Genomic DNA, 24,147 nt, shown 5'->3' with positions numbered 1-24,147 from the left:
CGATGGCGATATGAAGGGCGCCATCGCCGGCAAGCCGGGCTCCTGCAGGGGCATCATTGAGGTAGAAGTATGAGCATCGCTCTAAACGTCATCACCGGCTTCCTCGGCAGCGGCAAGACCACCTTGCTCAAGCGCCTGCTGCAAGGCGAAAGCCTCGGCGACACGGCGTTGCTGATCAATGAATTCGGCGACGTTGGCATCGACCATCTGTTGGTGGAGGAAGTCGCGCCGGACACGGTGCTGCTGCCCAGCGGTTGCGTCTGCTGTTCGATTCGCGGCGAGTTGAAAGACGCCTTGCTCGGCCTGTTGCAGCGCCGCGAGCGCGGAGAGATCCCGGCCTTCAAGCGGGTGATCCTGGAAACCACCGGCCTGGCCGACCCTGCGCCGATCCTCGCCACCTTGAACAACGACGTGCAACTGCGCGGGCGCTTTCATATCGGCCTGGTGGTGACGCTGGTGGACGCCAGCCACGCCGTCTTGCAAGAACGCCTGCACCCCGAATGGCTGGCGCAAGTGGCCGCCGCCGATCGCCTGCTGTTGAGCAAGACCGATCTCGTCGAAGACTGCGACTCGCTGCGCGCGCACTTGCAGGCACTGAACGCCGGCACGCCGATCCTCAACACCTGCGATATCGACAGCGGTGAACAACTGCTGCTCGGCGAAGGTTTGCGCAGTGCGCAACCTGCGGCGGAAGTCAGCCGCTGGAAACTCCATCAAACCACCGCCGCCAACCACGGCGCGGCGCAGGTCTGCTGCCTGACCTTCGACCAGCCGCTGGATTGGGTGGGCTTCGGGGTCTGGTTATCGATGCTGTTAAGATGCCACGGCGAACGTATTCTTCGCGTCAAAGGATTGCTCAACGTGAACGCAAGTTTGGCTCCCATCGTCATTCATGGCGTGCAGCACTGCCTGCATGCCCCGGTTCACCTGCCTGCCTGGCCGGGCACCGACCGGCAATCGCGCCTGGTGTTTATCCTGCGCGGGCTCGACCCGGCGTTGCTGCGCCGCTCCTTTGAAGTGTTCTCCAGAAGGTTCGCGGCATGATCACGCTTCGTGTCCTGGGCACCTCGGTTACCTTGCTTGAATCCTTGCGTGTGCGCGCCGAACAGGAGCTGGGCATTCGCCTGGTGTACCAGGTGCATGATGTCGAGCAGGCCCAGCGCATCGCGGTGATGCAGCCCGACAGCTACGACCTCTACGACCAGTGGTTTCACAACGTCGACTTCGTGTGGCCGGCGCGGGCGATCCAGCCGATCGACACCCGGCGCATTGCGTTGTGGCACGAGATCAACGACCTGCCCAAGCGCGGCCGCCTGTCTGCCAACGACCGCCTGGGCAGCGGCAGTGTGCCCAGCGAGCGTCTGTTCGTGCAGCACGACGGCAGCCTGGGCAGCACCGTCACCGAACGCATCAGCATGCTGCCCCTGACCCACAACGCCGACAGTTTTGCCTACCGCCCGGAGCGCTTGCCTGAAGGGTTCAACCGCGCCAACGAGAGCTGGGGCTGGCTGCTGGACCCGGCCTGGGGCGCGCGTACCGCGCTGCAAAGCGACGCCGCCATCGGTGCCCTCGACGCGGCGCTGGCGGTGCAGGGCGCGGGGCTGGCGAGCTTCAAGGACATCGGCAACATGAGCATCGAAGAGATCGATGTGCTGGCCGATATCCTGGTGCGCAAACAGAAGGAAGGGCATTTCGCGGCGTTCTGGTCCGATGACGAAGAAGCGGCGCAACTGATGCTCAGCCCGAGCATCGACATCCAGAGTTTGTGGTCACCGACCCTGATGCGCCTGCATCGGGCCGGGGTCAAATACCGCCTGGCGGTGCCCCGTGAAGGCTATCGCGCCTGGTTTGGCGGGTTGTCGTTGTCGCGCCATGCCAAGGGCCCGGTGCTGGACGCGGCCTATGCCTACCTCAACTGGTGGCTGTCCGGCTGGCCGGGCGCGGTGATGGCGCGCCAGGGCTATTACATCGGCAACCCGGCCCGCAGCCGCGATCACCTGAGCAACGCCGAATGGGATTACTGGTACGCCGGCCTGCCCGCCCGGGAAGAGCTGCTGGGCAGCGATGGCTTGCCGCTGATCGATGTGGGCGAGGTGCGTGACGGTGGGTCCTACGAGCAGCGCATGGGGCATATCGCGGTGTGGAACTCGGTGATGGACGAGCACAACTACCTCGTGCGGCGTTGGGGGGACTTCATGCGGGCACGGAGTTGAGGCTCGTCGCCAAATTAATGACGGGAAGGTTCCCGTATTTATTGGGTGCACTTCTTCTCTTGCACGGCTAATCTGGATAATTCGAATGTCCTTGTTGAAAAGACATTTATTTGACGCCAGGTCAGCTGTCGCGAGGGACGCGTATGACGAAGGAACGTTTCGGCTGGAGGAGGCGGGCGCTGCCAGAGGGCACCAAAATGAGGTGGCGCCATACGTTTCAAACCCGGATCGCCGGGGTGCTGGCGCTGCTGTTGCTGGTGGTGGTGGCCGCGGTGTATTTCGCGGTGAAGACCGCCACCAATCGCGCCGTGGAAAACCAGGCCCAGGTGCAACTGGAAACCGGCAGCCAGGTGTTCGAGCGTTTGCTCGACCTGCGTGGCCGGCGCCTGCAATACGGCCTGAACTGGCTGACGGCGGACTTGCCGTTTCGCCAGGCCGTCGCCGAGGGCGAGCCCGCCGTGATTCTCGCCGCCTTGCGCAGGCACGGCACCGGCCTGACGTCCAGTGAAGTGTTTGTGCTGGGCCTCGACGGCCAGGTGATGGTCAGCACGTTACAGGCGCTGACCCCCGGCCAGGCCTTTCCCTACAACGATGCCCTGCGCCAGGCCCGGCGCAGTGGCCTGCAAATGTTGATCGTGGCCCTCGATGGCCGGCCGTTTCTGCTGGTGCAGCAGGAGGTTGTCGACCCCGCACCGATTGCCCGCGTCGCCATGGGCTTTCCCATGGATGAAGTGTTTGCCAGTGAATTGCGCTCCATGAGCAACCTTGAGGTGTCGTTCATCAGCGTGCAGCGCGGTCAGCCCGGCGAATTGTTCAGCACCCAGCCCGAGGCCTTCCAGGCCTCGATTGCCAGTGACTTACAGGCCCCGTATATCAACCCCGTGGCGCAACTGAACCTGTTTCACGGCCAGCGTTATCTCAGCCAGGTGCTACCCCTGGGCAACACCGCAGACGGCGGTGAAGTGCGGGTGCTGCTGCAAAGCCCGCTGGACCACGCCCTTGAATCCTTCGCGCCGCTGGACCGGCAGTTTCTCGCGATCGCCCTGGTGGTGCTGCTGGTGTCCCTGGCGGGCGCATTGTTTTTGGCACGGAGGGTATCGCGCCCGCTCAACGCGCTGGTGCAGGCGGCCGAACGTATCGGTGCCGGTGACTACCGCACGCCGGTGCGGGTTCGCAGCCACGATGAATTCGGCCTGCTGGCACAGGCCTTCAACGCCATGCAAACCGGGATCGCCGTGCGCGAGCGGCAACTGGCCCACAACGCGCTGCATGACCCGCTCACCGGCTTGCCCAACCGCGCGCTGGCCATGGAGCGTCTGGGCAGCGCCATCAGTGCTGGCCGCCCCGTGGTGTTGCTGTACCTGGGCATTGAAAACTACCGGGTGATCAACGAGGGTTATGGCCCGGAAGGCGTGGAAGAAATGCTCCGCGAAGCCAGCCGCTGCCTGCTGTCGAGCCTGTCAGCCAGCGACACCGCCGCACGTATCACCGGCAGTGAATTCCTGCTGCTGCTGGAAAACACCGAGATCGACCGCGTGGTGGCCCTGGCTGACCGCTTGTATGGGCTGCTGACCGAACCCCAGCGCATTGGCGGCGATGAACTGCGCCACGAAGTGAGCATCGGCATCGCCGCTTACCCGGCAGACGGCCAGCAGGTTGAAGAGCTGATCAGCCGCGCCGCGATTGCCCGTCACGATGCGGCGGCGCTGCCGGGCTATTTGCAGATCTACCAACAGGACCGCGACCTTGCCCACCAACGCCAGATCAGCCTGATCCGCGACCTGCGCCGGGCGGCGGCAGAGGGCGAGCTGTACCTGTGTTATCAACCCAAGCTCGACCTGACCCACGGCCATGTACGCCAGGCCGAAGCGCTGCTGCGTTGGCAGCATCCGACCCTCGGGCTGGTATCGCCCGCCGAGTTCATTCCCCTGGCCGAGCGCACCGGCAGCATGGGCAGCCTGACCCATTGGGTGATCGAAGAAGCCATCCGGCAATTGGCCGAATGGGAAGTGCGCGGACTGCAGGTGCAGTTGTCGGTGAACATCTCGGTGGACGACCTGGCGGATGACGGCCTGGCCCTGCGGGTGACCGAGTTGCTGGCGCATTACCGCGTATCGGCTCGGCAACTGATTTTCGAAATCACCGAAAGCGCGATCATGCACAACCCGGCCCAGGCCCTCAGCGTGCTGGAGCAACTGCGCGGCTGTGGCATCAGCCTGTCGGTGGACGACTTCGGTACCGGCTATTCATCCCTGGCGCAACTGCAACGCCTGCCGGTGCAGGAACTGAAGATCGACCAGTCGTTTGTGCGCAACCTCGACAGCACCTCCGGCGACGGGGTGATCGTGCGCTCCACCATTGAGATGAGCCACAACCTGGGGCTCAAGGTGGTGGCCGAAGGGGTGGAGTTCGAGCCGAGCCTCAAGCTGCTCAAGCTCTGGAAGTGCGACACGGCCCAGGGCTACCTGATCAGCCGGCCGTTGAATGCCATGGCCTTCGAAATGTGGATGCGCCGCGAACGCCTGCCGGTGTAGGCGGCACAAAAAAAGGCGGCTACCCATGAGGTAGCCGCCTTTTTCTTGCCGCCGGTATGACTTAATCCGGCAGTTTGAACGCCATCACATAGTCACCCTGCTTGGTGCCCAGGGAACCATGACCGCCGGCCATGACCAGCACGTACTGCTTGCCGTCCTTGCCGGTGTAGGTCATCGGTGTGGTCTGCGCGCCTGCTGGCAGGCGGCCTTCCCACAACTGCTTGCCGTTTTTCACGTCATAGGCACGCAGGTACTGGTCGAGCGTACCGCTGAGGAAGGACACGCCACCGGCGGTGGTGAACGTGCCGCCCAGGCTTGGCACGCCCATGGTCAGTGGAATCGGAACCGGCGAGCTGTCACGCACGGTGCCGTTTTTGTGCATCCAGATGGTCTGGTGGTTGGTCAGGTCGACCGCGGCCACATAACCCCACGCCGGCGCCTGGCACGGCAGGCCCAGTGGCGACAGCATGGCTTCGAGGATCACGCCGTACGGCGCACCTTTGTTCGGCTGCACGCCTTCGGTTTCGCTGACCCGTGGGCCTTGTTTGGCGATGTCGGCGGCCGGGATCAGTTTCGATTTGAACGCCATGTAGCTCGGGTTCACGAAGGCAATCTGGCGCACCGGGTCGACGGAGATGCCACCCCAGTCGAACACGCCGAAGTTACCCGGGTAAACGATCGAGCCTTGCAGCGATGGCGGGGTGAACGGACCGTCGTAGCGCATGGATTTGAAATCGATCCGGCACAGCATCTGGTCGAACGGCGTCACGCCCCACATGTCACGCTCCTTGAGGGGCGGTGGCATGAAGTTCAGATCGGATTTCGGTTGGGTCGGTGCGGTGTGATCGCCGGCCACTGCGCCTTGCGGTACAGGGATTTCGTTGATCGGCACTACAGGCTGACCGTTGGTGCGGTCCAGAGTGTAGATGCTGCCCTGCTTGGTCGACGCCATCACCGCTTGCTTCACGCCGTCAGCGGTCTTGATGTCGATCAGCGAAGGCTGGCCGCCCACGTCCATGTCCCACAGGTCATGGTGAGTGAACTGGAAGGTCCACTTCACGTGGCCACTGTCGATGTCCAGGGCGGTGAGGCCGGCGCTGTACTTCTCGGAGTCCGGAGTCCGGTCGCCGCCGTACTGGTCGGGCATCTGGTTACCCATCGGCAGGTAGAGCATGCCGAGTTTTTCGTCCACCGCGAACATCGACCACATGTTTGGCGAGTTGCGGGTGTAGGTCTTGCCCTCGGCCAACGGGGTGGTGTCGTCCGGGTTGCCGCTGTCCCAGTTCCACACCAGTTTGCCGGTGTGCACGTCGAACGCGCGGATCACGCCGCTAGGCTCGTCGGTGGAGACGTTGTCGGTCACGTGACCGCCGATCACCACCAGGTTCTTGGTGACGGCCGGTGGCGAGGTGGAGTAGTAGCCACCTGGGGCGAAGGTGCCGATGTTGGCACGCAGGTCGATCTGGCCTTTGTCACCGAAGTCTTCGCACATCTTGCCGGTGTCGGCGTTCAGGGCGATCAGACGGGTGTCGGCGGTCGGTACGAAGATGCGTTTCGGGCAGGCATTCGGCGCGGCGGCCGGGCTGGCGCTGCCAGTCGGGCTCTGCTCGGAGGCATACACGGCGTCATCGTGATACGACACGCCACGGCAGGTCATGTGCGCCCAACCCTTGAAGTTGGCAGCCCCTTCGCTGCTGATCTTCGGGTCGAAACGCCAGATTTCCTTGCCGGTGTCCGGGTCCAGGGCAATTACCTGGCTGTGGGGCGTGCACACGTAGAGCATGCCGTTGACCTTCAGCGGGGTGTTTTCCGCGGTGGTTTCACCGGGATCGCCTGGGCCAGGGATGTCGCCGGTACGGTACGTCCAGGCTGGCACCAGCTTGTGGGCGTTTTCCGGGGTGATCTGCGCCAATGGCGAGTAGCGATCACCGAAGGCCGAGCGGCCGTAGGAGTTCCAGTCACCATCGGCCTGGGCCGGCGCGGCGCTCGCCATGCCCGGCACCGCATCGCGGTCCAGTTGGCCTTTCTTGACCAGTGCACCCGGGTCGGTGAACTGGCTGGCCAGCGCAGCAGCACCGGCCAGCACCACAGCGACGCTCAGGGCGCCAGTGCCCAGCGGCGCGGCTTGGCCACGCAGCAACGGACGGCGGAACCACGGGAGCAGCATGACAATGCCGAGGGCGAACAGCAGGGCCAGGCGCGGCACCAACTGCCACCAGTCCAGGCCGACTTCCCACAGCGCCCAGACGGTGCTGGCAAACAGCACCAGTGCGTACAAGCCCAGCGCCGCGCGGCGTGTCGCCAGCAGCAACAGGCCTGTGACGGTGATGCCGAGACCGGCCAGCAGGTAATACAGCGACCCGCCGAGCATGCTCAGCTTGATCCCCCCGGCCAACAAGGCCAGGCCCATTATCAGCAGCAAGATCCCCAGTAGCCTGGGCAGCAGGCGACTTGGACTTGAAGCACCATCAGTGCTCATAGTGTGGTTCTCCGTTACGTTTTGAATTGATTGCGCACAGTTCACTGTAGATGACGTTCCGGCGCAGGCATGGTTCAGGGGTAATTCGTTTCCTACAGAAATTAGTTGTGGCGTCAGAACGAACTTTGCAGCTTGATCCCGCCGATCAGCGCGTCATCCACCTGGGCCACGGCCCCGGGATGACGGATGTATTGCAGGTTCGGGCGCACCGTCAGCCAGTTGGTGACGTGGATGCCGTAATAGAGTTCGGCGCTGTATTCGGTGTGTTGAATCGGCGTGTAGGACGGGTCATCGAAGTCGTACACGGCGCGGGCCTGGTTGCTCGCCTCGGCGTTCTTGCGGTAGGCCGGGTTGACGTGCACCCGGGCCACGGCAAAGCCGATATCGTCTTTGGCGCGGGCGTCGAACAGGCCCTTGTAGACCATGCCGGCCTGCACGTAGTTATCCACAGCGTTGGTTTTCTTGTCGTGCATCGTGCCGTTGGCGAACAGGCTCAAGCCGCGGGAGTGGTCGCTGGCCAGGCTGGTGACTTGCTGTTGCACGCCTAGCCACACGCCATGTTTGCTCGAGGCGCTGCGATAGGCCTCGCCGCTGAGCGCTGCAGGCTGGTCGTTGCGGTCTTTGTAGACATCGCTGGCCTTGGCGCTGCTGTAGTAGTAACCGGCGCGGTATTCGCCAGGCAGGCCGTTGAGCGTGGGCGTCCACACCAGTTCGACCGGGAGCAGGGTGCCCTGGGTGCCGCTGCCACTGAGCTTGAAGCCATTGCCGCGATCCAGGTTGGACGGGTTCTGTTCATAAGCCCCGATCTGAGCGTAAAGCTCGGGTGTGAGGTGGTATTTGACTCGCAACGCCCACTGGCTCACTGGCCAGTTGTACCAGATGCTGCCCACCCAGTTGCCGACCTGCGAACCGCAGAACGCCAGGTTTTGGAAGTCGCAGGGGAAGCTGTTGAAATCTTCGCCTTCGCCGAAACGCCCGGCCTTGATGTCGAGCTTCTGGTCAAAGAATTTCTGTTGGTACCACATCTGCGTCAGGCGCCAGGTCTGGCCACGGCCCCAGACTTCCTGGGACGAAGTGAACCCACCCACGCGCGGATCGTTGATCCGGTCATTGGTGATGTTATTGCCGCTGCGCTCGGTCACCGTCAGTTGGAACTCTGCGTCGTGCCAGCCGAGGATCTTCTGCAGATCCAGGTGCGTGCCCAGGCCGAATTGGTCGCTGTAGCGCGCCGTGCGGTCGTGGTCCGAGCCGCCGTGCAGGTTGCTGCCCATCTCGCCGGTGTAGTCGAACTTGAAGTCGTAGCCTTGTTGAGACAGCGCTGTCCGGGTGCCGCCGAAATCACCCAGCATCCACGGTGATTCAGCGTCAAAGGCAGGGGCGGCCTGGGCACAGGTGGCCAGACCGAAAGGCAGCAGCGCAGCGCACAAGCGCAGGTTTGGGAAAGCAGGCATAGGCAAAATGGGGTCTTAATATTTTATGGTTTTGAAACGCAAACAGCGGCCTGGCGCGTTCGCACAAAGGCGTTGAACACGGGCGGTCGGTGGTTTGATGGAGTGATGAAACGTTTCAGTTTGTTGCTGACAAGGATAATGCCCCGGCGCGGGGAGAGAAAGGGCTAAACGGAAGATGGATTCTTTCGGATTTGGTAATAGTGGCGTCGCGGGGTCATTGCGTGCCTGTGGACAACTTGAAGGCGGGGCTCATTTCCTCCTGCTCACGTCTTGAGATGCCCACTGCATTGGCCAGCGTTGACCACTGATTGACGACACCCTTGAAACGTTCGATAAGCGTATCGGCCTCCCGGAGCGGCACCCTGAAGAATCCGGCGACCGATCGCACCAAATCCAGATCCAGAGCGTTGTCATGTTCGCTGATGTTGAGTTTCAGGCCATGGCCATAACGGTCTGGATTCATATCGTAGGCAGGAGAGAGTCGCCACCCGCGGCCAGGCTCCAGCAGGAAACCGTGGTTGCGCAAGTGATCATCGGTGTTGGAGACCAATACGTTAAACAGGATTCGACACCACAGCTCGCGTAAGTCCGCTCGCGTCTCGGCGCCTTGGGTCATCAACACCCGTGCCAGCTCCAGATAGCTGACACCCGTTGAGGCATCGTCACCGTCGGTATGGCCAGTCAAGGTCATGGCAGAGGCAAAATGTACCCGTCGCCCCAGAGCGCTCCGATCAAAGCGTTTTACCCTGAAGCAGTGATGTTCGCTGGCGTAGCGTTCTGCATCCATGGGGGCGACGCGCAGTCCGCAGCCCTCGGCGAGGGACCCTGTGATGTATTCCCAGGCGCCTACATCGTGCTCATCGCGCAGGCTCGGAAACTTGGCAATCCAGAGATGCCCGTCGGTGTCCACCACGCTGGCTTTAGGGCGTGCGCCACCCAGTGAGCCGCCGGGAGCAATCAACATCCGCAGCCAGTCGCTGCCTTCGGCAGCGGTATTGTCGGTATCGTTTTCCAGGGCGCGGCTGGCGGCCTCCAACTCCCGCAGTTTGATCAGCGGTGGCGCCGCCAGACTGTCCTGATTGTCCAGAAAGGGCCCGTTTTCATCCCGCTTGAAACGCAGTGCGCCGACGCGGAAGGTATCGTGTACACCCAACAGGAAGTCTGACTCCAGAAGCCGGGTGTGGGGCGCAACTCTTGCGGCTCGTTTATCGCGTTCCAGCCGACGCTTCATCAGCATGCGTCCCCATCGGTCGGGGCTAGAGTCGGCGAATACGCCGAAGGTGTCGCGACCTTGCGGGGGGAACTGCGGGCCTTCGAACAAGGCTATGCGCGGGTCAAGTTGAGTCAGGCCCAACTGCGGATCAGCCAGCGCCTCAGGGTCGTATTCAAACTCAAACAACTCACTGGCACCGCCTTGGCGCGCATGCAGTACGCCAAGGCGCCGGGAGTGATTGAGCCCATCCCAGTCGGCATAAACGAAAATCCTGCTCATGGCTTGGATAACTCATCACGGGACGGGCTGAGGGGATTAATGATCAGGGCTGAAAGTTTCGAGGCCGGTTGCGTTTGAAACGAGACCGGCGGGGCGGTGCTGGCAGATGCAATTTGAGCCGCTTTCTTCATGCGAGGCTTGGTGGCTTCGCGCTTTTTGTTTGTGAGCGCGGAGTCTTGCAGCTGGCGTCCTACTGTATCGGTGTCGGCGATTGAGGCTATGTCCTGCTCGAGTCCGAGCACTTGCAGTACAGACAGGTAGGCACCGATGGTCACGCCCGTAGAACCTCGTTCCAGCGCGCGCAGAGTCATCAATGACATACCGGCACGCTCTGCCACTTGCTTGGCAGTGAGCTTGCGCCGCAAGCGCGCCAATCGCAGGCGCTCGCCCAAGTCCGCCAGTAATTGCTGGGTCATGGGGAGCAGGGGAGCGGTTTTTTTAGCCATTAGTGCAATTATTCCGGCGTTTTAAAATAAAAGATGCAGGAATAATAGCACTTCGTATGAGTGATTGGTGTGCAATTATTTTGGCTCTTTGGTCGGTATATGGCCAGAATAATTGCACTTATGCTGCTAGTGGCTAACCTGGCCCAGCTTCACCAAACACCCCTCAAGAATATCCAGCCCTTCCTCCAGCACCGCCGCCTCAATGGTCAATGGTGCCAGCAGGCGGATGATGTGCCGCGATTTGCCACTGGGCATCAGCAGCAAACCCGCGTCGCGGGCCAGGGCCAGCAGTTGGGTGAGTTGTTGTGGCGCCGGGCTGCCGTCAGCGTTGGCCAGTTCGATGCCGCGCATGGCACCCACGCCGGTCAAGCGGCCGAGATACGGCGAGAGCTTTTTCGAACGCCACGATTCATAACGGCTGACGATGGCTTCTTCCTGCTGAGCGCCCCAACTGTGCAGGTGCTCGTCCGTCATTTCATCCAGAGTGGCCAACGCTGCCGCGCAGGCAATCGGGTTGCCGGAGTACGTGCCGCCCAAGCCGCCTTTGGGCAGGTTGTCGAGCAGCGATTTGCGCCCGACCACCGCGCCCAGCGGTACGCCGCCAGCGATGCTTTTGCCCAGCAGGATCAGGTCCGGCTCGATGCCCAGGCGCGAGAAGGCAAACCGCTGGCCGGTACGACCGAAGCCGGACTGGATTTCATCGGCAATCAGCAGGATGTTCTTCTCGTCGCAGAAGCGGCGCAGGGCCTGGGCGAACTCCACGTCCAGGGTCAGGAAACCACCTTCGCCCTGCACCGGCTCGATGATGAAACAAGCCACGTCGTTGACGTCGATTTCCACGCTGAACAGGCGGTCCATCGCCTTCAGCGCTTCGCCGCAGGTAACGCCGTTGTCGCGGCTGGGGAACGGCAGGTGGAACACCGGACCCGGCAGTACGCCGACTTTTTGCTTGTAGGGCGCGACCTTGCCATTGAGGTTCAAGGTGGCCAGCGTGCGGCCGTGAAAACCGCCGTCAAAGGCAATGACCGCTGTGCGGCCAGTGGCACCCCGGACGATTTTCAAGGCGTTTTCCGCGGCTTCCGCCCCGCTGTTGGTGAGCATGCCGCTGACCGGGTAATCCACCGGAATGAACGCGGTGAGACGGTTCATCAGTTCGATGTAGGGCGCATGAGGCACCGCGTTGAAGGCGTAGTGGGTGAGTTTCGTCGCCTGGTCGCGAATCGCCTCGACTACTCGGGGGTTGCAATGGCCCAGGTTGAGCACGCCGATGCCGCCGATGAAGTCGATGTAGCGTTTGCCGGTGGTGTCCCAGACTTCTGCGTTCTTGCCATGGCTGAGGCTGATGGGATGGACGGTGGAAATCGACTGGCTGATGGTTTCGCGGCTCATAAATCCAGGACTCGAGAATAGGGTGCGTCCTTTTATCTAAGCCGTGAGCCGCCTTGTCCCGCAAACGAAATAAAGTCGCCGGGTCATTATTAAAAGTCGGGATGTGTTGTTGTGTACTCCACCATCCAGCTCAAGAACGCCTTCACTTTCGGGATATCTCCGGCATGTTCGGCATGGGCGATAAAGTGCGCGCCGGCGCTGGGCATCGTGTAGTCCCAGGGAATCATCAGGCTGCCGTTCGCCAGTTCCTCAGCCACCAGGTATTTGGGCACCAACGCCACGCCATACCCCGATTGGGCTGCGCGAATGCACATGTAGAACGTGTCGAAGCGCGGGCCGTGGTAGCTGTTTTGCGAGTGCAGGCCCTGTTCCAGAAACCACTCGTGCCAGGCTTCGGGGCGGGAGGTGCATTGCAGCAAGGTGTGGCGGGACGAGGCGTCGCTGCCGGCGGCGACAAACCCCGGGGCGCACACCGGCACCACGGCTTCACGAAACAACTCGATGCAGCTCGCTCCCGGCCACGATCCCTGGCCGAAGAAAAACGCGATATCCGCCTTGGCCTGCAACACGTCGAACGGTTCCAGTTCGTTGCGCACGTCCAGGTGGATGTTGGGATGGCGCGCGGCAAAATCCTTGAGCTTGGGCACCAGCCAGCGGTCACCGAAGGTCGGCTGGGTGGCGATGCGCAGCACTTCGGTTTCGCCACCGTAGGTCAGGATGTAGCGGCTGGAAATATCCACCTGGTTGAGGATCTTGCGCACTTCTTCCAGGTACAGCGAGCCCGCTGGCGACAGGTACAGACGCTGGCGCACCCGCTGGAACAACGGGTGGCAGAGCATCTCCTCCAACTGCGCCACCTGCTTGCTCACCGCACTCTGGGTCAGGTGCAGCTCTTCGGCGGCGCGGGTGAAACTCAGGTGGCGGGCGGCGGCTTCGAAGCACTGCAGGGCCGTCATCGAAGGGGTCAAGCGTTTTGAAATCATGATGAGTTCATTCCAAATCGGAAGGAGCCTTTGCCTAAACGTCGTTTGTGGCCAAGGTGTAAAGCCGTTGATACTGACCGGCAACACTATAAACCGGCGCGGGTTTTTGGCGCCGAATAATAAAGACCGACAGGGAGCGCCTTGCATGAAGAACATGAAATCCACGTTGGCGGCATTCACTGCCGCCGCTGTATTGGGGCTGGCCGGGAGCGCACACGCAGGGGCGACCCTGGACGCGATCCAGAAGAAGGGTTTTATCCAGTGTGGAGTCAGCGACGGCTTGCCGGGTTTTGGCGTGCCGGACGCCAATGGCAAGATGACCGGCATCGATGTGGACGTGTGCCACGCCGTCGCGGCGGCACTGTTCGGTGATGCGTCGAAAGTGAAGTTCAGCCAGTTGACCGCCAAGGAGCGTTTCACCGCCCTGCAGTCCGGCGAGATCGACCTGATTTCCCGCAACACCACCTGGACCAGTTCCCGCGACGCCAGCATGGGCATGGTGTTCACCGGCGTGACCTACTACGACGGCATCGGTTTTCTGGTGAACACCAAACTCGGCGTCAAAAGCGCCAAGGACCTGGACGGTGCGACCATCTGCATCCAGGCCGGTACCACCACCGAGCTGAACGTCTCTGACTACTTCCGCTCCAACGGCCTGAAGTACACGCCGATCACCTTCGACACCGCCGACGAAAGCGCCAAGGGCCTCGAAGCCGGCCGCTGCGACGTGCTCACCACCGACCAGTCGGGCCTTTATGCCCAGCGAATCAAGATGGCGCATCCGGATGAGTTCGTGGTGTTGCCGGAAGTGATTTCCAAGGAGCCTCTGGGCCCGCTGGTACGCAAGGGCGATGACGAGTGGTTCAGCATCGTCAAATGGACCCTGTTCGCCATGCTCAACGCCGAAGAAATGGGCATCACCTCGCAGAACGTCGAAGAGCAGGCCAAGTCCAGCAAAAACCCGGACGTCGCCCGCCTGCTCGGGGCTGACGGTGACTACGGCAAGGACCTGAAGCTGCGCAAGGACTGGGTGGTGCAGATCGTCAAGCAAGTGGGCAACTACAGCGAAGTGTTCGAGCGCAACATCGGCCAGGGCAGTGTGCTGAAGATCAAGCGCGGGCTGAATGCCCTGTGGAGCAACGGCGGGATCCAGTACGCGCCGCCGGTGCGCTGAGGCTCACGACGACACGGTGTCTTTACCTGCCGCCTTGGAGCGATACAACGCCTGATCGGCCCTGGCCATCAGGCTTGTGGGTGACTCATCGTTGCGCCGCTCTACCACACCCAGGCTCAACGTCACCTTGAAGCTGCCCACGGCGGGCAGTTCCTTGAGCGCGGTGCGCATCCGTTCGGCCAGTGCCCGGGCGGTTTCCAACGTGCTTTTGGGGGCGATCACCATGAACTCATCGCCGCCCCAGCGAGCCAGCAAGTCGCCGGGGCTCAGGCAGGCTTCCAGGCATTCCACCACCCGCACCAGGGTTTCATCGCCTACGGCGTGGCCGAGCTGGTCGTTGATGGGCTTGAAGTCGTCAATATCCATGGCAATCAGCGACAGCGGCAGGCGAAACCGTTGGGCCCGATCGCACTCTTCCAGCAGGGCACGCTCCAGGCGGTAACGATTGGCCACGCAGGTCAAAGTATCGCGTTCGGCCAGGGAGCGGTTTTCTTCCAGTTGCAACTGCAATTGTTGATTGACCCGCGACAGCTCGCGCGTGCGCTCGGCCACCAGGGCTTCTAGGGATTGATTGCGTCGTTCCAGCTGTTCGATGGACTGTTTGCGCGCCTGGATGCTGCGGTGGGCACCGATCATGCGTGCCACTGAACCGTCGTCGTTACGTGCGATCACGTAGCCACGGTCTTCGATCCACAGGTAGGAGCCATCTTTCTTGCGGCAGCGATACTCGGCTTGATAGTGAGTGGAGCGGCGGTTGATGTAGTTATCAAACAGCACCATCACATTCGGATAGTCCTCGGGGTGAATCACGCTTTCCCAGGTGAATACGCTGTTTTCGAGGGAATGATGGGCGTAACCGAGCATTTCGTACCAGCCGGGGTTGCGATAGACGAACCCGGTGTTGGCGTTCCAGTCCCAGATCCCGTCGCTGACCAGCTCCATGACGGCATGCAGCATGTCGGCGTTAAGGTCACAGAATTCGTTTCTTGACGGCCCGCTGGAGGATGTATCGTCCATTGCGCACTTCCTGTGTGGACTGGCTTTCAGGGCCAGTCAAAGTTTTCGCCTGTACTCCATGGCTGACGGTACTGTACAACGGCGCTTTGGCGCTTAGAAGGGGGGCTTTGGTCTAAATGAGGTATGGCAGATGGCCGCTGGCTTTGTGTGGTTCAGCCTGAAACTGCGTGTTGAGCAGCTTCTGGAAATCACATGGGAAGGTTGATTGGCATGGGTCGGAAAGCTTACTTCGGCGCCACCATCCTCGTCTTTGGCGCCCCATCGGCATTGTGCTGATAAATCGCCTCAGGCTGCCCTTGCCGGTTAAAAAACACCTGCCCAATCCCCGCGGAGTTCCACAACCGCTCACCCGCTTCTGCGTGTTCCGGAATATGTGGCACCACCTGCATGGGCCGGCGACGGGTGAGCCAGTTCAGCGGTGAGCGGGGCGAGTAGAGCCAGCGATTGAGGCGGTCGAACCATTCCAGCAGGCGCGGGGGGAATTCGTTCTTGATACCGCTGCTGGTGATCTGCCAGATTTTCGGGCCCGCGTTGCGGTGGCGGATCAGCACTTCGTAGACGAACGAGTAGTGCACGTCCCCCGACAGGATCACGTAGTTGCCCGGGGTACGGGAGTGGCGAAAGATGTTGAGGATCACCTGCGCCGCACCGCGATGGGCCATCCAGTTTTCCGCGTCCACCAGCAGCGGGTAGCCACACCAACTGAAGGCTTTCTGCACGGTCTCGATCAGCTTGACGCCAAAGATAGGCGCGGGGGAAACGATGATCGCGCTGGGGTGGTCCAGCAGTTCCTGTTGCAGTTCGCTCAAGGCTTCCCAGTCCAGCAGGCCGGACGGTTGCTTGAGGTTGAACTCACTGCGCCAGCGCCGGGTGCGGGTGTCGATCACCACCAGCGCGGGGGTGGTGGGCAGCACGTAATGCCATTGCTGGAACTGCAGCAGCTCGTTCACCAATGCATCCTGGGCGCAGGCATCCAGAGGGTTGTCGCGGGCCTGTGTGGTGAGCGCTAGGGTTTTGTCCAGCAGGGCACCAAACGCATCCGGGTTGTTGCCCCAGCCCTGGCACAGCATGTAGGCCAGCAATGCGTTGCCGATGATGCGCTTGGAGAACGGGTGGCCGTAGGCGGTCTCTTCCCATTGGGCGCTGAGGTTCCAGTCGTCGGTGATGTCGTGATCATCGAAGATCATCAGGCAGGAAAGGTGGGCGAATACCCTCGCCACGCCGTCCAGGCCGTTACGAAACTTGTCGATCTGCACTTGCTCGCGTGCGTAGCGTGCCTGTTCTTCGGTGCTCAATCGCGGCGGTTGCGGGCTGATCAGCGTCCACGGCGTGGGCGACCAGGCCAGCAGGTACATTGCCATGACTTCCGCGAAGGTCACCAGGTGGTTGTCGGCACTGCTGCTGGTAAAAATCGGCTTCTTCACACCACCGAAAAACCGCTCGCGCAAGGTCTCGTTGCTTTCCAGTGCGGGCAGCAGGTCGGCGCGATGGTAGTAGCTGGCGGCATGCTCATAGAGCGCGGCGCTGTTGTCGACGACGGCACCCTCCAGCTGTTCATCGAACAGGCCAAGACGGGAAATGAGCGCGTGAATGGCCCGCAGCATGGGGCCCGCTACGTCATCGGCGTAGACCTGGTCGCCACTCATCATCAACAGGGCCGGGCGCTCGGCGATGGTGCTCGACTCCGCCAGCAGCCGATCGACGCACAGCAAACCTTCGTCGGCGCTGTGGTGGGGTTTGCGGCAGGAGCCGTGTACCAACTGGTGGATCCGGCTGTGCAGGACGAAGTTCGGGGTTTGCCCGCTGCCATACACCAGGTGAGGTGCCCACTGGGCAATGCCGGCGTTGTCGATCAGCAGGTCATAGCCGATGGTGATGTCCTGGGGCAAGGCGCTGTCGAGTGCGACGTCAATCAGATGAATAAACGCGTTGCGGCCCACGGGGATAACCTGGCAACGCGTGGCGTCCAGGTCGATGTCGAGTGCCTCCTGCGTAGAAGGCATGAGCCGAAGGGTCAACGCCAGCTCCCGGCTTGCCACCAGCCACAGCACCAGACGCTGAGGTTCCAGGCGTCGCAGCAGCGGGCCAGCGATGACAGCGGGCAGGGGAGCAGATTCAGGCATCGGGGCAGCGGCTTTCTGGACAAGGGGGGGGAAAGGGTAACGCAGTGGATGTCAGCGTTTTGTTAAGGGCGAAGTGCAACGCCAGGCGTTGCACTTGTTTTCAAGGTTAAGGCAGTCGGCCACCGCCCAGGTTGTCCAGGCCGCCCGAGTTGTTCCTTGAGCGGTTGCCGGATTGCACACCGTTGGGGTCGGTAGCGTGCTGTTCGGCAAGGGTATGTTCGAGGCTACGTTTTTTACGGGCCTGTGCCGGTTCGTCCTGCTCGGAAGGGAAACTGCGCCATTGCCCGATAGAGCTGCTCAGAGCGTTAATCATTGAATATTTTCCTTTTATCGCACGAAAGATATCAGTGTGCCCCTTGATAAGCCTGGGGCATCACGGCGATCGGGACGATATCCAGGGCCGGTTTTCACGGCTATAAACGTCTCGCGTCAAATTATGACGTTGTTCGGCCCGCCGCCTGATGGGGTTCCCAGGCTGCGTCGCAGGTTTCCCCCTGGGTAATCAGCCAGCGCATTACATCGGCCAGGGCCACACTGTGCTGGCGCTCGACCCAGCGCACACCGTGGGGGCTGTAATGTTCGACATAGCGACTGAGCACCAGCCGACCCTGGTCGCTGGAAAGATGCAGGCGTGTTTCCCGACAGAGCAACGTACCGACCCCGCGCTTTCGGACGTGATGGCGCAGCAGCAGTGAGCCGCCCTCAGAAGTCATCAGCGGCCCCCGTCGCGCAACGGTCCGGCCCGGGCGTGGTGGCGCCTTCCTTACCTTCCTCTACGTACGCGGCGCGATGTTCGGCCACCACGTTACGTAATGCGCTGTAGTAATCCGGCAGTCGCTGCAAGGTGTCGGTCAGCGGCAGCAGGGAGGCGCGGGTATCGATGGTGCCTCCCACCAGGCTCACGGTGCCGAGGGTTTGTACCGTGTCGCTGTCCCCCAGTGGCGCGACCACAAAGTTCAGCACTTTGCCCACGGCATCGCGGCTGTTGCCCGTGCCCAGCAGGGGCAATTCCACAATCGGTCCGTTGCCGATCCCCCACACCCCGAAGGTCTGCCCGAAATCCGCGGTATGCCGGGGGATGCCCAGCGGGTCCGAGACATCGATCAGGCCCACCAGCCCCACGGTGGTATTCACCGCAAAACGCCCCAGGGTATTGACCGAGCGCCGAGGGTTACCCTGCAACAGGTCGTTGATAAACACCTTCGGTTCGCTGAAGTTGCTCGCGAAGTTATGTACACCCTGCTGGAAAAAATCCGGCAGGTGTTTATAGCCACGCGCTACCGGTGTGAGGGCGTATTCATCCACGGCGCGGTTGAAAGCGAATACCCCGCGGTTGACCGGCTCGGCCGGGTCGTACACCGGATAAGTCACCTGTGCACAACGGGTGACGGGCCCTTCGGCGGCCGGTGTCGCGCAGCCTGTCAGGTAAGACACGGTCAACAGCAGCACGGCCTGGCGAGCCAGGTGCTGGGGATACGTCAGCGAGCGCATAAGCAGTCTCCGGAAAAGGGAGACGGATGCTGGCATTCGCCGCTTGCGCAAAGATGTCTGCTTTATTGCGGGGATGACGCTTTGTTGCACGATTGAAATATATGACGGGCCGCGCCGAATGGTTTTAGATGGCGTGTCGACAAGCCCTAGTGATACCCGCCGGTGAGTACTCTTTTAATCGTGGACGATGACCTTGAAGTCCTCGTGCTGCTGAAGAAATTTTTTGTGCAACATGGCTACACGGTCGAAACCGCCGCCCATGGCGCCGACCTGTGGGCGGCCATGGAGCGACAGCCCGCCGACCTGATCATTCTTGACCTGATGTTGCCCGGGGATAACGGCTTGCTCCTGTGTCAGCGCCTGCGCCAGCAGTACGCCACGCCGGTGATCATGCTGACGGCCATGGGTGAACTCAGCGACCGGGTGGTCGGCCTGGAAATGGGCGCCGATGACTACCTGAGCAAGCCGTTCGACGCCCGTGAACTGCTGGCGCGGGTACGCGCCGTATTGCGCCGGGCCGGTGAGAGCCGGCCACTGCCGGGAGAGGCTTCGCGCCCCTTGATCCGCTTTGCCGGGTGGCAGTTGGACGTGACCCGTCGGGAGCTGCGTTCGCCGGACCAGGTGATGATCCCGCTGTCATCCGGTGAGTTCGACTTGTTGCTGGTGTTTGTCGAGCACCCCCAGCGCGTGCTGACCCGCGAGCAGCTGTTGAACCTGGCGCGGGGCCACAGCCACGATGCCTTCGACCGCAGCATCGACGTTCAGGTCAGCCGTCTGCGGCGCAAGCTTGAGTTCGATACCAAGCGCCCGGCGATGATTCGCACGGTGCGCAACGGTGGTTATCAGTTCACTGCCAGCGTGAGCCGTTCATGAGTGGCCGTCGTCCCCGGGACACCGTCGCCCGCTGGATTGCCCTGACCATCCTGGTCGCGATGTTCACGGCCTTGGCCTTCAACGCGCTGTTTGTGCAACTGGCGGGCGTCTGGGCGCGGCCGCCCTTGAGTGAGACCGGCCTGTTGGACAAGGTGGCGGTGATCGTGCGGATGATCGAGGCGGCGGATCCGCTTCAGCGTCCAGGGCTTGCGCGCTCGGCCGGGGATGAGAGTTTCAGTGTGCAGTGGGCGGCCAATCGTGAGCAGGTCGACCTGCCCGTCATGAAAGAGCCGTCGGTGCATCCTGCCCAGGAAGTGTTCGGCCTGTCACTCAAATGGCCGCAGCGGCGCATCGAGGCCTATGACCCGTCGGACTGGCAAGGCCCCGGCGGGCACTACGCATTGCTGGTGGAATTGACGGACCATTCCTGGCTGACCCTCAGTGCCAGTTCCCGCAGTTGGGGCCTGCCGGAAGGTGTGCGCAGCCTGGTGGTACTGGTGCTGGTGTTGCTCTCGACTGCCTTGGTCACCTGGGTTGCCACTCGCCGGCTCGCCCGGCCACTGCAGGACTTCGCCCAAGGCGTGCGACGCTTTGGCGCCGACTTTCGTTCTCCCCCCATCGATCCGGTCGGCCCCCACGAAATCCGTCAGGCGATCCTCGCGTTCAACGGCATGCAGGCGCAGTTGCAGCACTTCATCCAGGACCGCACCCAGATGCTCGCCGCGATCTCCCATGACCTGCGGGCACCGCTGACCCGCCTGCGGTTGCGTGGCGAATTCATTGAGGACGCCGACCAACAGCATCGTCTGTTCCGGGATGTCGACGAGATGCAGGCGATGATCAACACCGCCCTGGAGTTCTTCCGCGATGACGCGCGCCTGGAGCAGGCCACCCAGCTGGACCTTGCCGAGTTGCTGCAAACCTTGATTGACGACTACCGCGACCAGTCCATCGACATCACCTTCAACGGTCCGCCACGGCTGGTCTATTTCGGCCGGCCGCTGGGGCTTAAACGGGTGATGACCAATCTCATGGACAACGCGATCCACTACGGGCTGGCGCCGGAAATTGAACTGCAACAGAGTCCGGGAAGGGTGATGGTGCGGGTGTTGGACCGTGGCCCTGGCATCCCGGTGGAGCAGCAGGAACAGGTGTTCCTGCCGTTTTTCCGCCTGGAAGGCTCACGCAATAAAAGCACCGGCGGTGTCGGTTTGGGGCTCTCCACGGCACGGGCGATTGTGCTGGAACACGGTGGGACACTGACCTTGGAAAATCGCCCGTGCGGCGGGCTGGCCGCCGTGGTGGTATTGCCGGTTTAGCAAGGCTTGGACGGTCAGAGCAAGCGGTCTCCCAAACCGCTTAGTGCACCGCCTTCTTTGCGGGCTGACGGCTCATCCTTTGTCGGGGAGGAGGGTTGGACGGGCTGAACGGGTTGAACCGGCTGAGCAGGTTGAAAGGGCTGAATCAGGGTTTGGTTATGGAAAGCGTTGCCAATGATCATGGAGGTACCTCGTGTTCAATAGGAAGTTTGCTCTGCGCATCAACTCCCTTTGAGTACGTCCTGATCAGTGGTCCTGGCCCGCTCCAGCGTTCCGGGCCATCGGGTTTCCATTTGCTTCCACAGCGCACACGAGGAACGGTTCAAGCCGGCTTGGGCACCGTAAACCGAAACTCACTGCCCCTGCCCAATTCACTCTCAGCCTCTATCCGCCCGCCGTGGGCCTGGACGATACCTTGAGTGATGTACAGCCCCAGGCCGCTGCCGGTGGGATTGTTTTCGGTCTGGGTCCAGTAGCGGTCAAACACATGGGGCAATTGTTCCGGCGCAATCCCTTCACCGGAGTCACGCACCGAAAACACAATCTCTTCACCATTGCTCATGGCACTGATGCCGATATTGCCCTGGCGCGGCGTGAACTTGATGGCGTTGCCGATCAGGTTCGACAGCACCTGGAACAGGCGCTCGGGGTCCGCATTGATTTGCAGCCCGGGTTCGGCATTGAAGGACAAGTCGATGGCCTTTTCCATCGCCAGGGGCGCCAGCAGTGAATACGCTTCTTCGAACATCTGGCTCACATCCAGAGACACTGGCTTGACGGTGTAGCGCCCGGCTTCGATTTTCGAGGTGTCGAGCAAATCCTCCAGCAGCACATTCATGCGCCCGGCGGCTTGTTGCATGGTGTCGATGGCCGAGGAAATCCGCCGCGAAGTGTGTGGGCCGTCGGAGCTGAAGGCTTTTTGCATCATGCCGCAGAGCATCGAGATGACAGTCATGGGGTTGCGCAGGTCGTGGGAAACCACCGCCACCAGTTCATCCCGCGCGCGCACGGCTTGTTGTTCGCGCAGCACCTGGCGCGCCAGGTCATTTTCCAGGGCCGAGCGGCGCAGATCGTTGGCGGCAAAGCGGTCGCCGTGGCTCCACTTGGTGGATATGCCGTCCATTTCCACTTTCCAGATTTCAAACGAGGTGCGTGGGCGCAGGCGCAGGCCAGCGTCGGAAGTTTCCAGGTTGAGTGGCTTATTGGGATCGCCGCTCCAGTTGATGTGTTCCTTGACCTCGGGGCGAAACCACAGCACACCGTTGTCCACCGGCTTGGGCAAACTCATGGCCAACACGCCACTGGCTACGTGCGTGTACTCCGCCGCGGGCGGGTACACCGAGGCCAGGTGATGGCTGGCAAACACCGGCTGCCCGGTCTCTTGCAGCCATTTGTGCAGGGCGCGAATCTGCCCGGGTTCCGGGCAGTTGCCATAGCGATGCAGTTGCTTGTCTTCGATGATCGCCACACCGCCTGCCTGGGTCAGGTCCATCAGCAGTTGCGGGCGTTGCGCCAGGCCATCGAAGACGTTTGCGGGGGATGCCTGCATGGCTTGGTTGAGCAAGGCCAGTGCCTCGACCTTTTCTTCGCGCTGGCGGCTCAGCTCCAGGGCCTCCATGGCGCTGATCTGCAACGACAGCACCTGGCCGATGGTCTGGCAGGCGGTGCGCAAGTCATTGGGCACCAGCAGCGGCTGGCGGTTGCCGCAACTGATCAGGCCCCAGAGTTTGTCGCCTGCCATCAGGGAAATGCTCATGGACGACAGCACGCCCATGTTCTGCATGTACTGGCAGTGAATCGGCGACACGCTGCGCAGGGTGGCGAAGCTCAGGTCCAGGGGCTGGCCGGTGTCCGGGCGCAACCGAGGCACCAGCGGCACCGGCTCGTAGTCGGCGTTGGGGATGATCCGCAGCCAGTTGGTGCGGTACAGCTCACGAGCCTGTTCGGGGATGTCGGAGGCGGGGAAGAACAGGCCGTTGAACAGTTCCATCGACGGCGCGGACGCTTCGGCAATTACCTGGCCGTGGCCTTCTTCCTCGAAGCGATAAATCAGCACGCGGTCGTAGCCGGTCATGGCCTGGATTTCGTTGACGCTGATTTCATACAAGGCTTGCAGGGTTTTCGCCGCTTGCAGGCGTTGCAGCATCTTGCCCAGGTTGCTGGTGCGGCCATTGAGGGCCTGGGGCTGGAAATCCTTGAGCCGCGGCTCGAACTCCAGCACCAGCACGTCCTGATGGCGGTGAAGCAACCCTTCGAACTCCGCACCGTTGAGGGTCATGTGCAAGGGCGGGGCGTCGAAGAAGCTGTTCTGCGTGACCATGGCCTGGACGGCGTCGGCATGCTCGGTGCCGATCAATGTGTGCAATGGCTGGCCCAGCAGGGATTCCGGCGAGTGATTGAACAGCCCGGCCACGTTGGCGCTGACCTGCATGATATGCAGCTCCGGCTCGGACAAGGTCAGCAGCGCGCCGTGGGGCTGGATGGCGCCCGGGAAGCGGATGGGTTCGTCTGCACAGTTGGCAAGCAGCTCTTCAAAGTCATCGGGTTTCATAGCAGTACCTCCTGGCTGTCGAGCCATTGCTCAAAGCAGCTGAATGTCGAGCGGGCCGCGTTCACGGCGCGCAGCTTGGCGTGCGCGTCGAGGGGCACATGGCTCAGGTAATCGAGAAAGTCTTTCCAGCGCCGGCCGGTTTCGGCGCCGTACACATTGAGGAACGCGCCACCGTTGCCGGCATCCAGCCCCAGGCGCTGCGCCATTTCCCGGCGCAGGATCTGGCCACCCAAGGTGGCGCCTTCCAGCACGTACAGCGCACCCAGGCAAGCGGCGGGTGTGTCGAGCGGCGGTAACAACGTGCAGTGGGGAAGGGCGGCAATGGCCGAGTCGTCCAGGCCCAGGGCGTGGAGATCCGTCAGCAAGGTGGGCGTTTTCAGACGCAGTGCCTGGTCAAATCCCAAAGGGATCAGGCCGCTGTCGTTCAGCGTGGCTTCCATCGGGCTGTAGAACCCGTAATAGGCCTGGAGCAGGCGTCGATACCCGTCGTGATCCAGCTGCGGGGAGAAAAACGGCAAGCGTTTTTCCAGGGCGACGTGCAGTAAAGCGGTACCTGAGCGCAAGGCTTCAAGTACAGGGGGCGCACCAACGTCATGGGCCTGTGAATGCATT

Annotated in this window: 19 protein-coding genes; 6 read left to right on the top strand and 13 right to left on the bottom strand. The window is 62.0% G+C overall.

Annotated features, from left to right (window positions below; all coding sequences use genetic code 11):
* Positions 1–69 precede the first annotated feature (69 nt).
* From HX875_RS26490 to HX875_RS26480, 3 genes are all read left to right on the top strand, one after another.
* Positions 70–1,044, top strand: coding sequence for a CobW family GTP-binding protein (locus tag HX875_RS26490; RefSeq protein WP_177047161.1), 975 nt, complete (start codon positions 70–72; stop codon positions 1,042–1,044).
* Positions 1,041–2,213, top strand: a complete 1,173-nt coding sequence (locus HX875_RS26485; RefSeq protein ID WP_177047159.1) for an ABC transporter substrate-binding protein — start codon at positions 1,041–1,043, stop codon at positions 2,211–2,213. The genes HX875_RS26490 and HX875_RS26485 overlap by 4 nt, the downstream gene beginning before the upstream one ends.
* Positions 2,214–2,410: 197 nt before the next feature.
* Positions 2,411–4,747, top strand: a complete 2,337-nt coding sequence (locus HX875_RS26480; protein ID WP_177047157.1) for a putative bifunctional diguanylate cyclase/phosphodiesterase — start codon at positions 2,411–2,413, stop codon at positions 4,745–4,747.
* A 61-nt stretch (positions 4,748–4,808) separates the two neighbouring features.
* On the opposite strand, the gene HX875_RS26475 is transcribed toward HX875_RS26480, so the two are convergent.
* The 6 genes from HX875_RS26475 to HX875_RS26450 form a co-directional block, all read right to left on the bottom strand.
* Positions 4,809–7,226, bottom strand: coding sequence for a glucose/quinate/shikimate family membrane-bound PQQ-dependent dehydrogenase (locus tag HX875_RS26475; RefSeq protein WP_177047155.1), 2,418 nt, complete (start codon positions 7,224–7,226; stop codon positions 4,809–4,811).
* Positions 7,227–7,339: 113 nt separating this feature from the next.
* Positions 7,340–8,677 carry a carbohydrate porin gene (locus tag HX875_RS26470; protein ID WP_177047153.1) on the bottom strand — a complete coding sequence of 446 codons (1,338 nt, stop codon included), beginning with the start codon at positions 8,675–8,677 and terminating at the stop codon, positions 7,340–7,342.
* Positions 8,678–8,891: 214 nt separating this feature from the next.
* A complete protein-coding gene (locus tag HX875_RS26465; RefSeq protein WP_177047151.1) occupies positions 8,892–10,169 on the bottom strand; it encodes a type II toxin-antitoxin system HipA family toxin in 1,278 nt (425 codons plus the stop codon).
* Complete coding sequence (locus HX875_RS26460) at positions 10,166–10,615, bottom strand: helix-turn-helix domain-containing protein (RefSeq protein WP_177047149.1); 450 nt, start codon at positions 10,613–10,615, stop codon at positions 10,166–10,168. The genes HX875_RS26465 and HX875_RS26460 overlap by 4 nt, the downstream gene beginning before the upstream one ends.
* 126 nt (positions 10,616–10,741) lie before the next feature.
* Entirely contained in the window at positions 10,742–12,004 is a 1,263-nt protein-coding gene (locus tag HX875_RS26455) for a 2-aminoadipate transaminase (protein ID WP_177047147.1), read from the bottom strand.
* A gap of 89 nt (positions 12,005–12,093) precedes the next feature.
* Positions 12,094–12,987, bottom strand: a complete 894-nt coding sequence (locus HX875_RS26450; RefSeq protein ID WP_177047146.1) for a LysR substrate-binding domain-containing protein — start codon at positions 12,985–12,987, stop codon at positions 12,094–12,096.
* Positions 12,988–13,132: 145 nt separating this feature from the next.
* On the opposite strand from HX875_RS26450, the gene HX875_RS26445 reads away from it, so the two are divergent.
* On the top strand, positions 13,133–14,161 hold the full coding sequence (locus HX875_RS26445) for an amino acid ABC transporter substrate-binding protein (RefSeq protein ID WP_177047144.1): 1,029 nt from the start codon (positions 13,133–13,135) through the stop codon (positions 14,159–14,161).
* Between the two features lie 3 nt (positions 14,162–14,164).
* Here the strand turns inward: HX875_RS26445 and HX875_RS26440 are convergent, their stop codons facing one another.
* The 5 genes from HX875_RS26440 to HX875_RS26420 form a co-directional block, all read right to left on the bottom strand.
* A complete protein-coding gene (locus HX875_RS26440; RefSeq protein WP_177047142.1) occupies positions 14,165–15,178 on the bottom strand; it encodes a sensor domain-containing diguanylate cyclase in 1,014 nt (337 codons plus the stop codon).
* A 224-nt stretch (positions 15,179–15,402) separates the two neighbouring features.
* Positions 15,403–17,301, bottom strand: coding sequence for an alkaline phosphatase D family protein (locus HX875_RS26435; protein ID WP_177047134.1), 1,899 nt, complete (start codon positions 17,299–17,301; stop codon positions 15,403–15,405).
* A gap of 106 nt (positions 17,302–17,407) precedes the next feature.
* Positions 17,408–17,614, bottom strand: a complete 207-nt coding sequence (locus tag HX875_RS26430; protein ID WP_177047132.1) for a hypothetical protein — start codon at positions 17,612–17,614, stop codon at positions 17,408–17,410.
* Positions 17,615–17,735: 121 nt separating this feature from the next.
* A complete protein-coding gene (locus tag HX875_RS26425) occupies positions 17,736–18,014 on the bottom strand; it encodes a hypothetical protein (protein WP_177047130.1) in 279 nt (92 codons plus the stop codon).
* Entirely contained in the window at positions 18,004–18,792 is a 789-nt protein-coding gene (locus HX875_RS26420) for an MlaA family lipoprotein (protein WP_177047128.1), read from the bottom strand. Before HX875_RS26420 ends, HX875_RS26425 begins: the two co-directional genes overlap by 11 nt.
* 162 nt (positions 18,793–18,954) lie before the next feature.
* Between HX875_RS26420 and HX875_RS26415 the strand changes: the two genes are divergently transcribed.
* Both HX875_RS26415 and HX875_RS26410 read left to right on the top strand, forming a co-directional pair.
* Positions 18,955–19,665: a response regulator gene (locus HX875_RS26415; RefSeq protein ID WP_177047126.1), complete on the top strand. Its 711-nt coding sequence runs from the start codon at positions 18,955–18,957 to the stop codon at positions 19,663–19,665.
* Complete coding sequence (locus tag HX875_RS26410; protein ID WP_177047124.1) at positions 19,662–20,984, top strand: ATP-binding protein; 1,323 nt, start codon at positions 19,662–19,664, stop codon at positions 20,982–20,984. The genes HX875_RS26415 and HX875_RS26410 overlap by 4 nt, the downstream gene beginning before the upstream one ends.
* 322 nt (positions 20,985–21,306) lie before the next feature.
* Here the strand turns inward: HX875_RS26410 and HX875_RS26405 are convergent, their stop codons facing one another.
* On the bottom strand, positions 21,307–23,535 hold the full coding sequence (locus HX875_RS26405) for an ATP-binding protein (protein ID WP_177047122.1): 2,229 nt from the start codon (positions 23,533–23,535) through the stop codon (positions 21,307–21,309).
* Entirely contained in the window at positions 23,532–24,146 is a 615-nt protein-coding gene (locus HX875_RS26400; protein ID WP_177047112.1) for a biliverdin-producing heme oxygenase, read from the bottom strand. The genes HX875_RS26405 and HX875_RS26400 overlap by 4 nt, the downstream gene beginning before the upstream one ends.
* Position 24,147: the final 1 nt, after the last annotated feature.

Origin of the sequence: Pseudomonas yamanorum (assembly GCF_013386765.1) — a bacterium.
GTDB lineage: Bacteria > Pseudomonadota > Gammaproteobacteria > Pseudomonadales > Pseudomonadaceae > Aquipseudomonas > Aquipseudomonas yamanorum_A.
The sequence above is the reverse complement of the archived record's forward strand: the minus strand, read 5'-3'. Positions and strand labels throughout refer to the sequence as shown.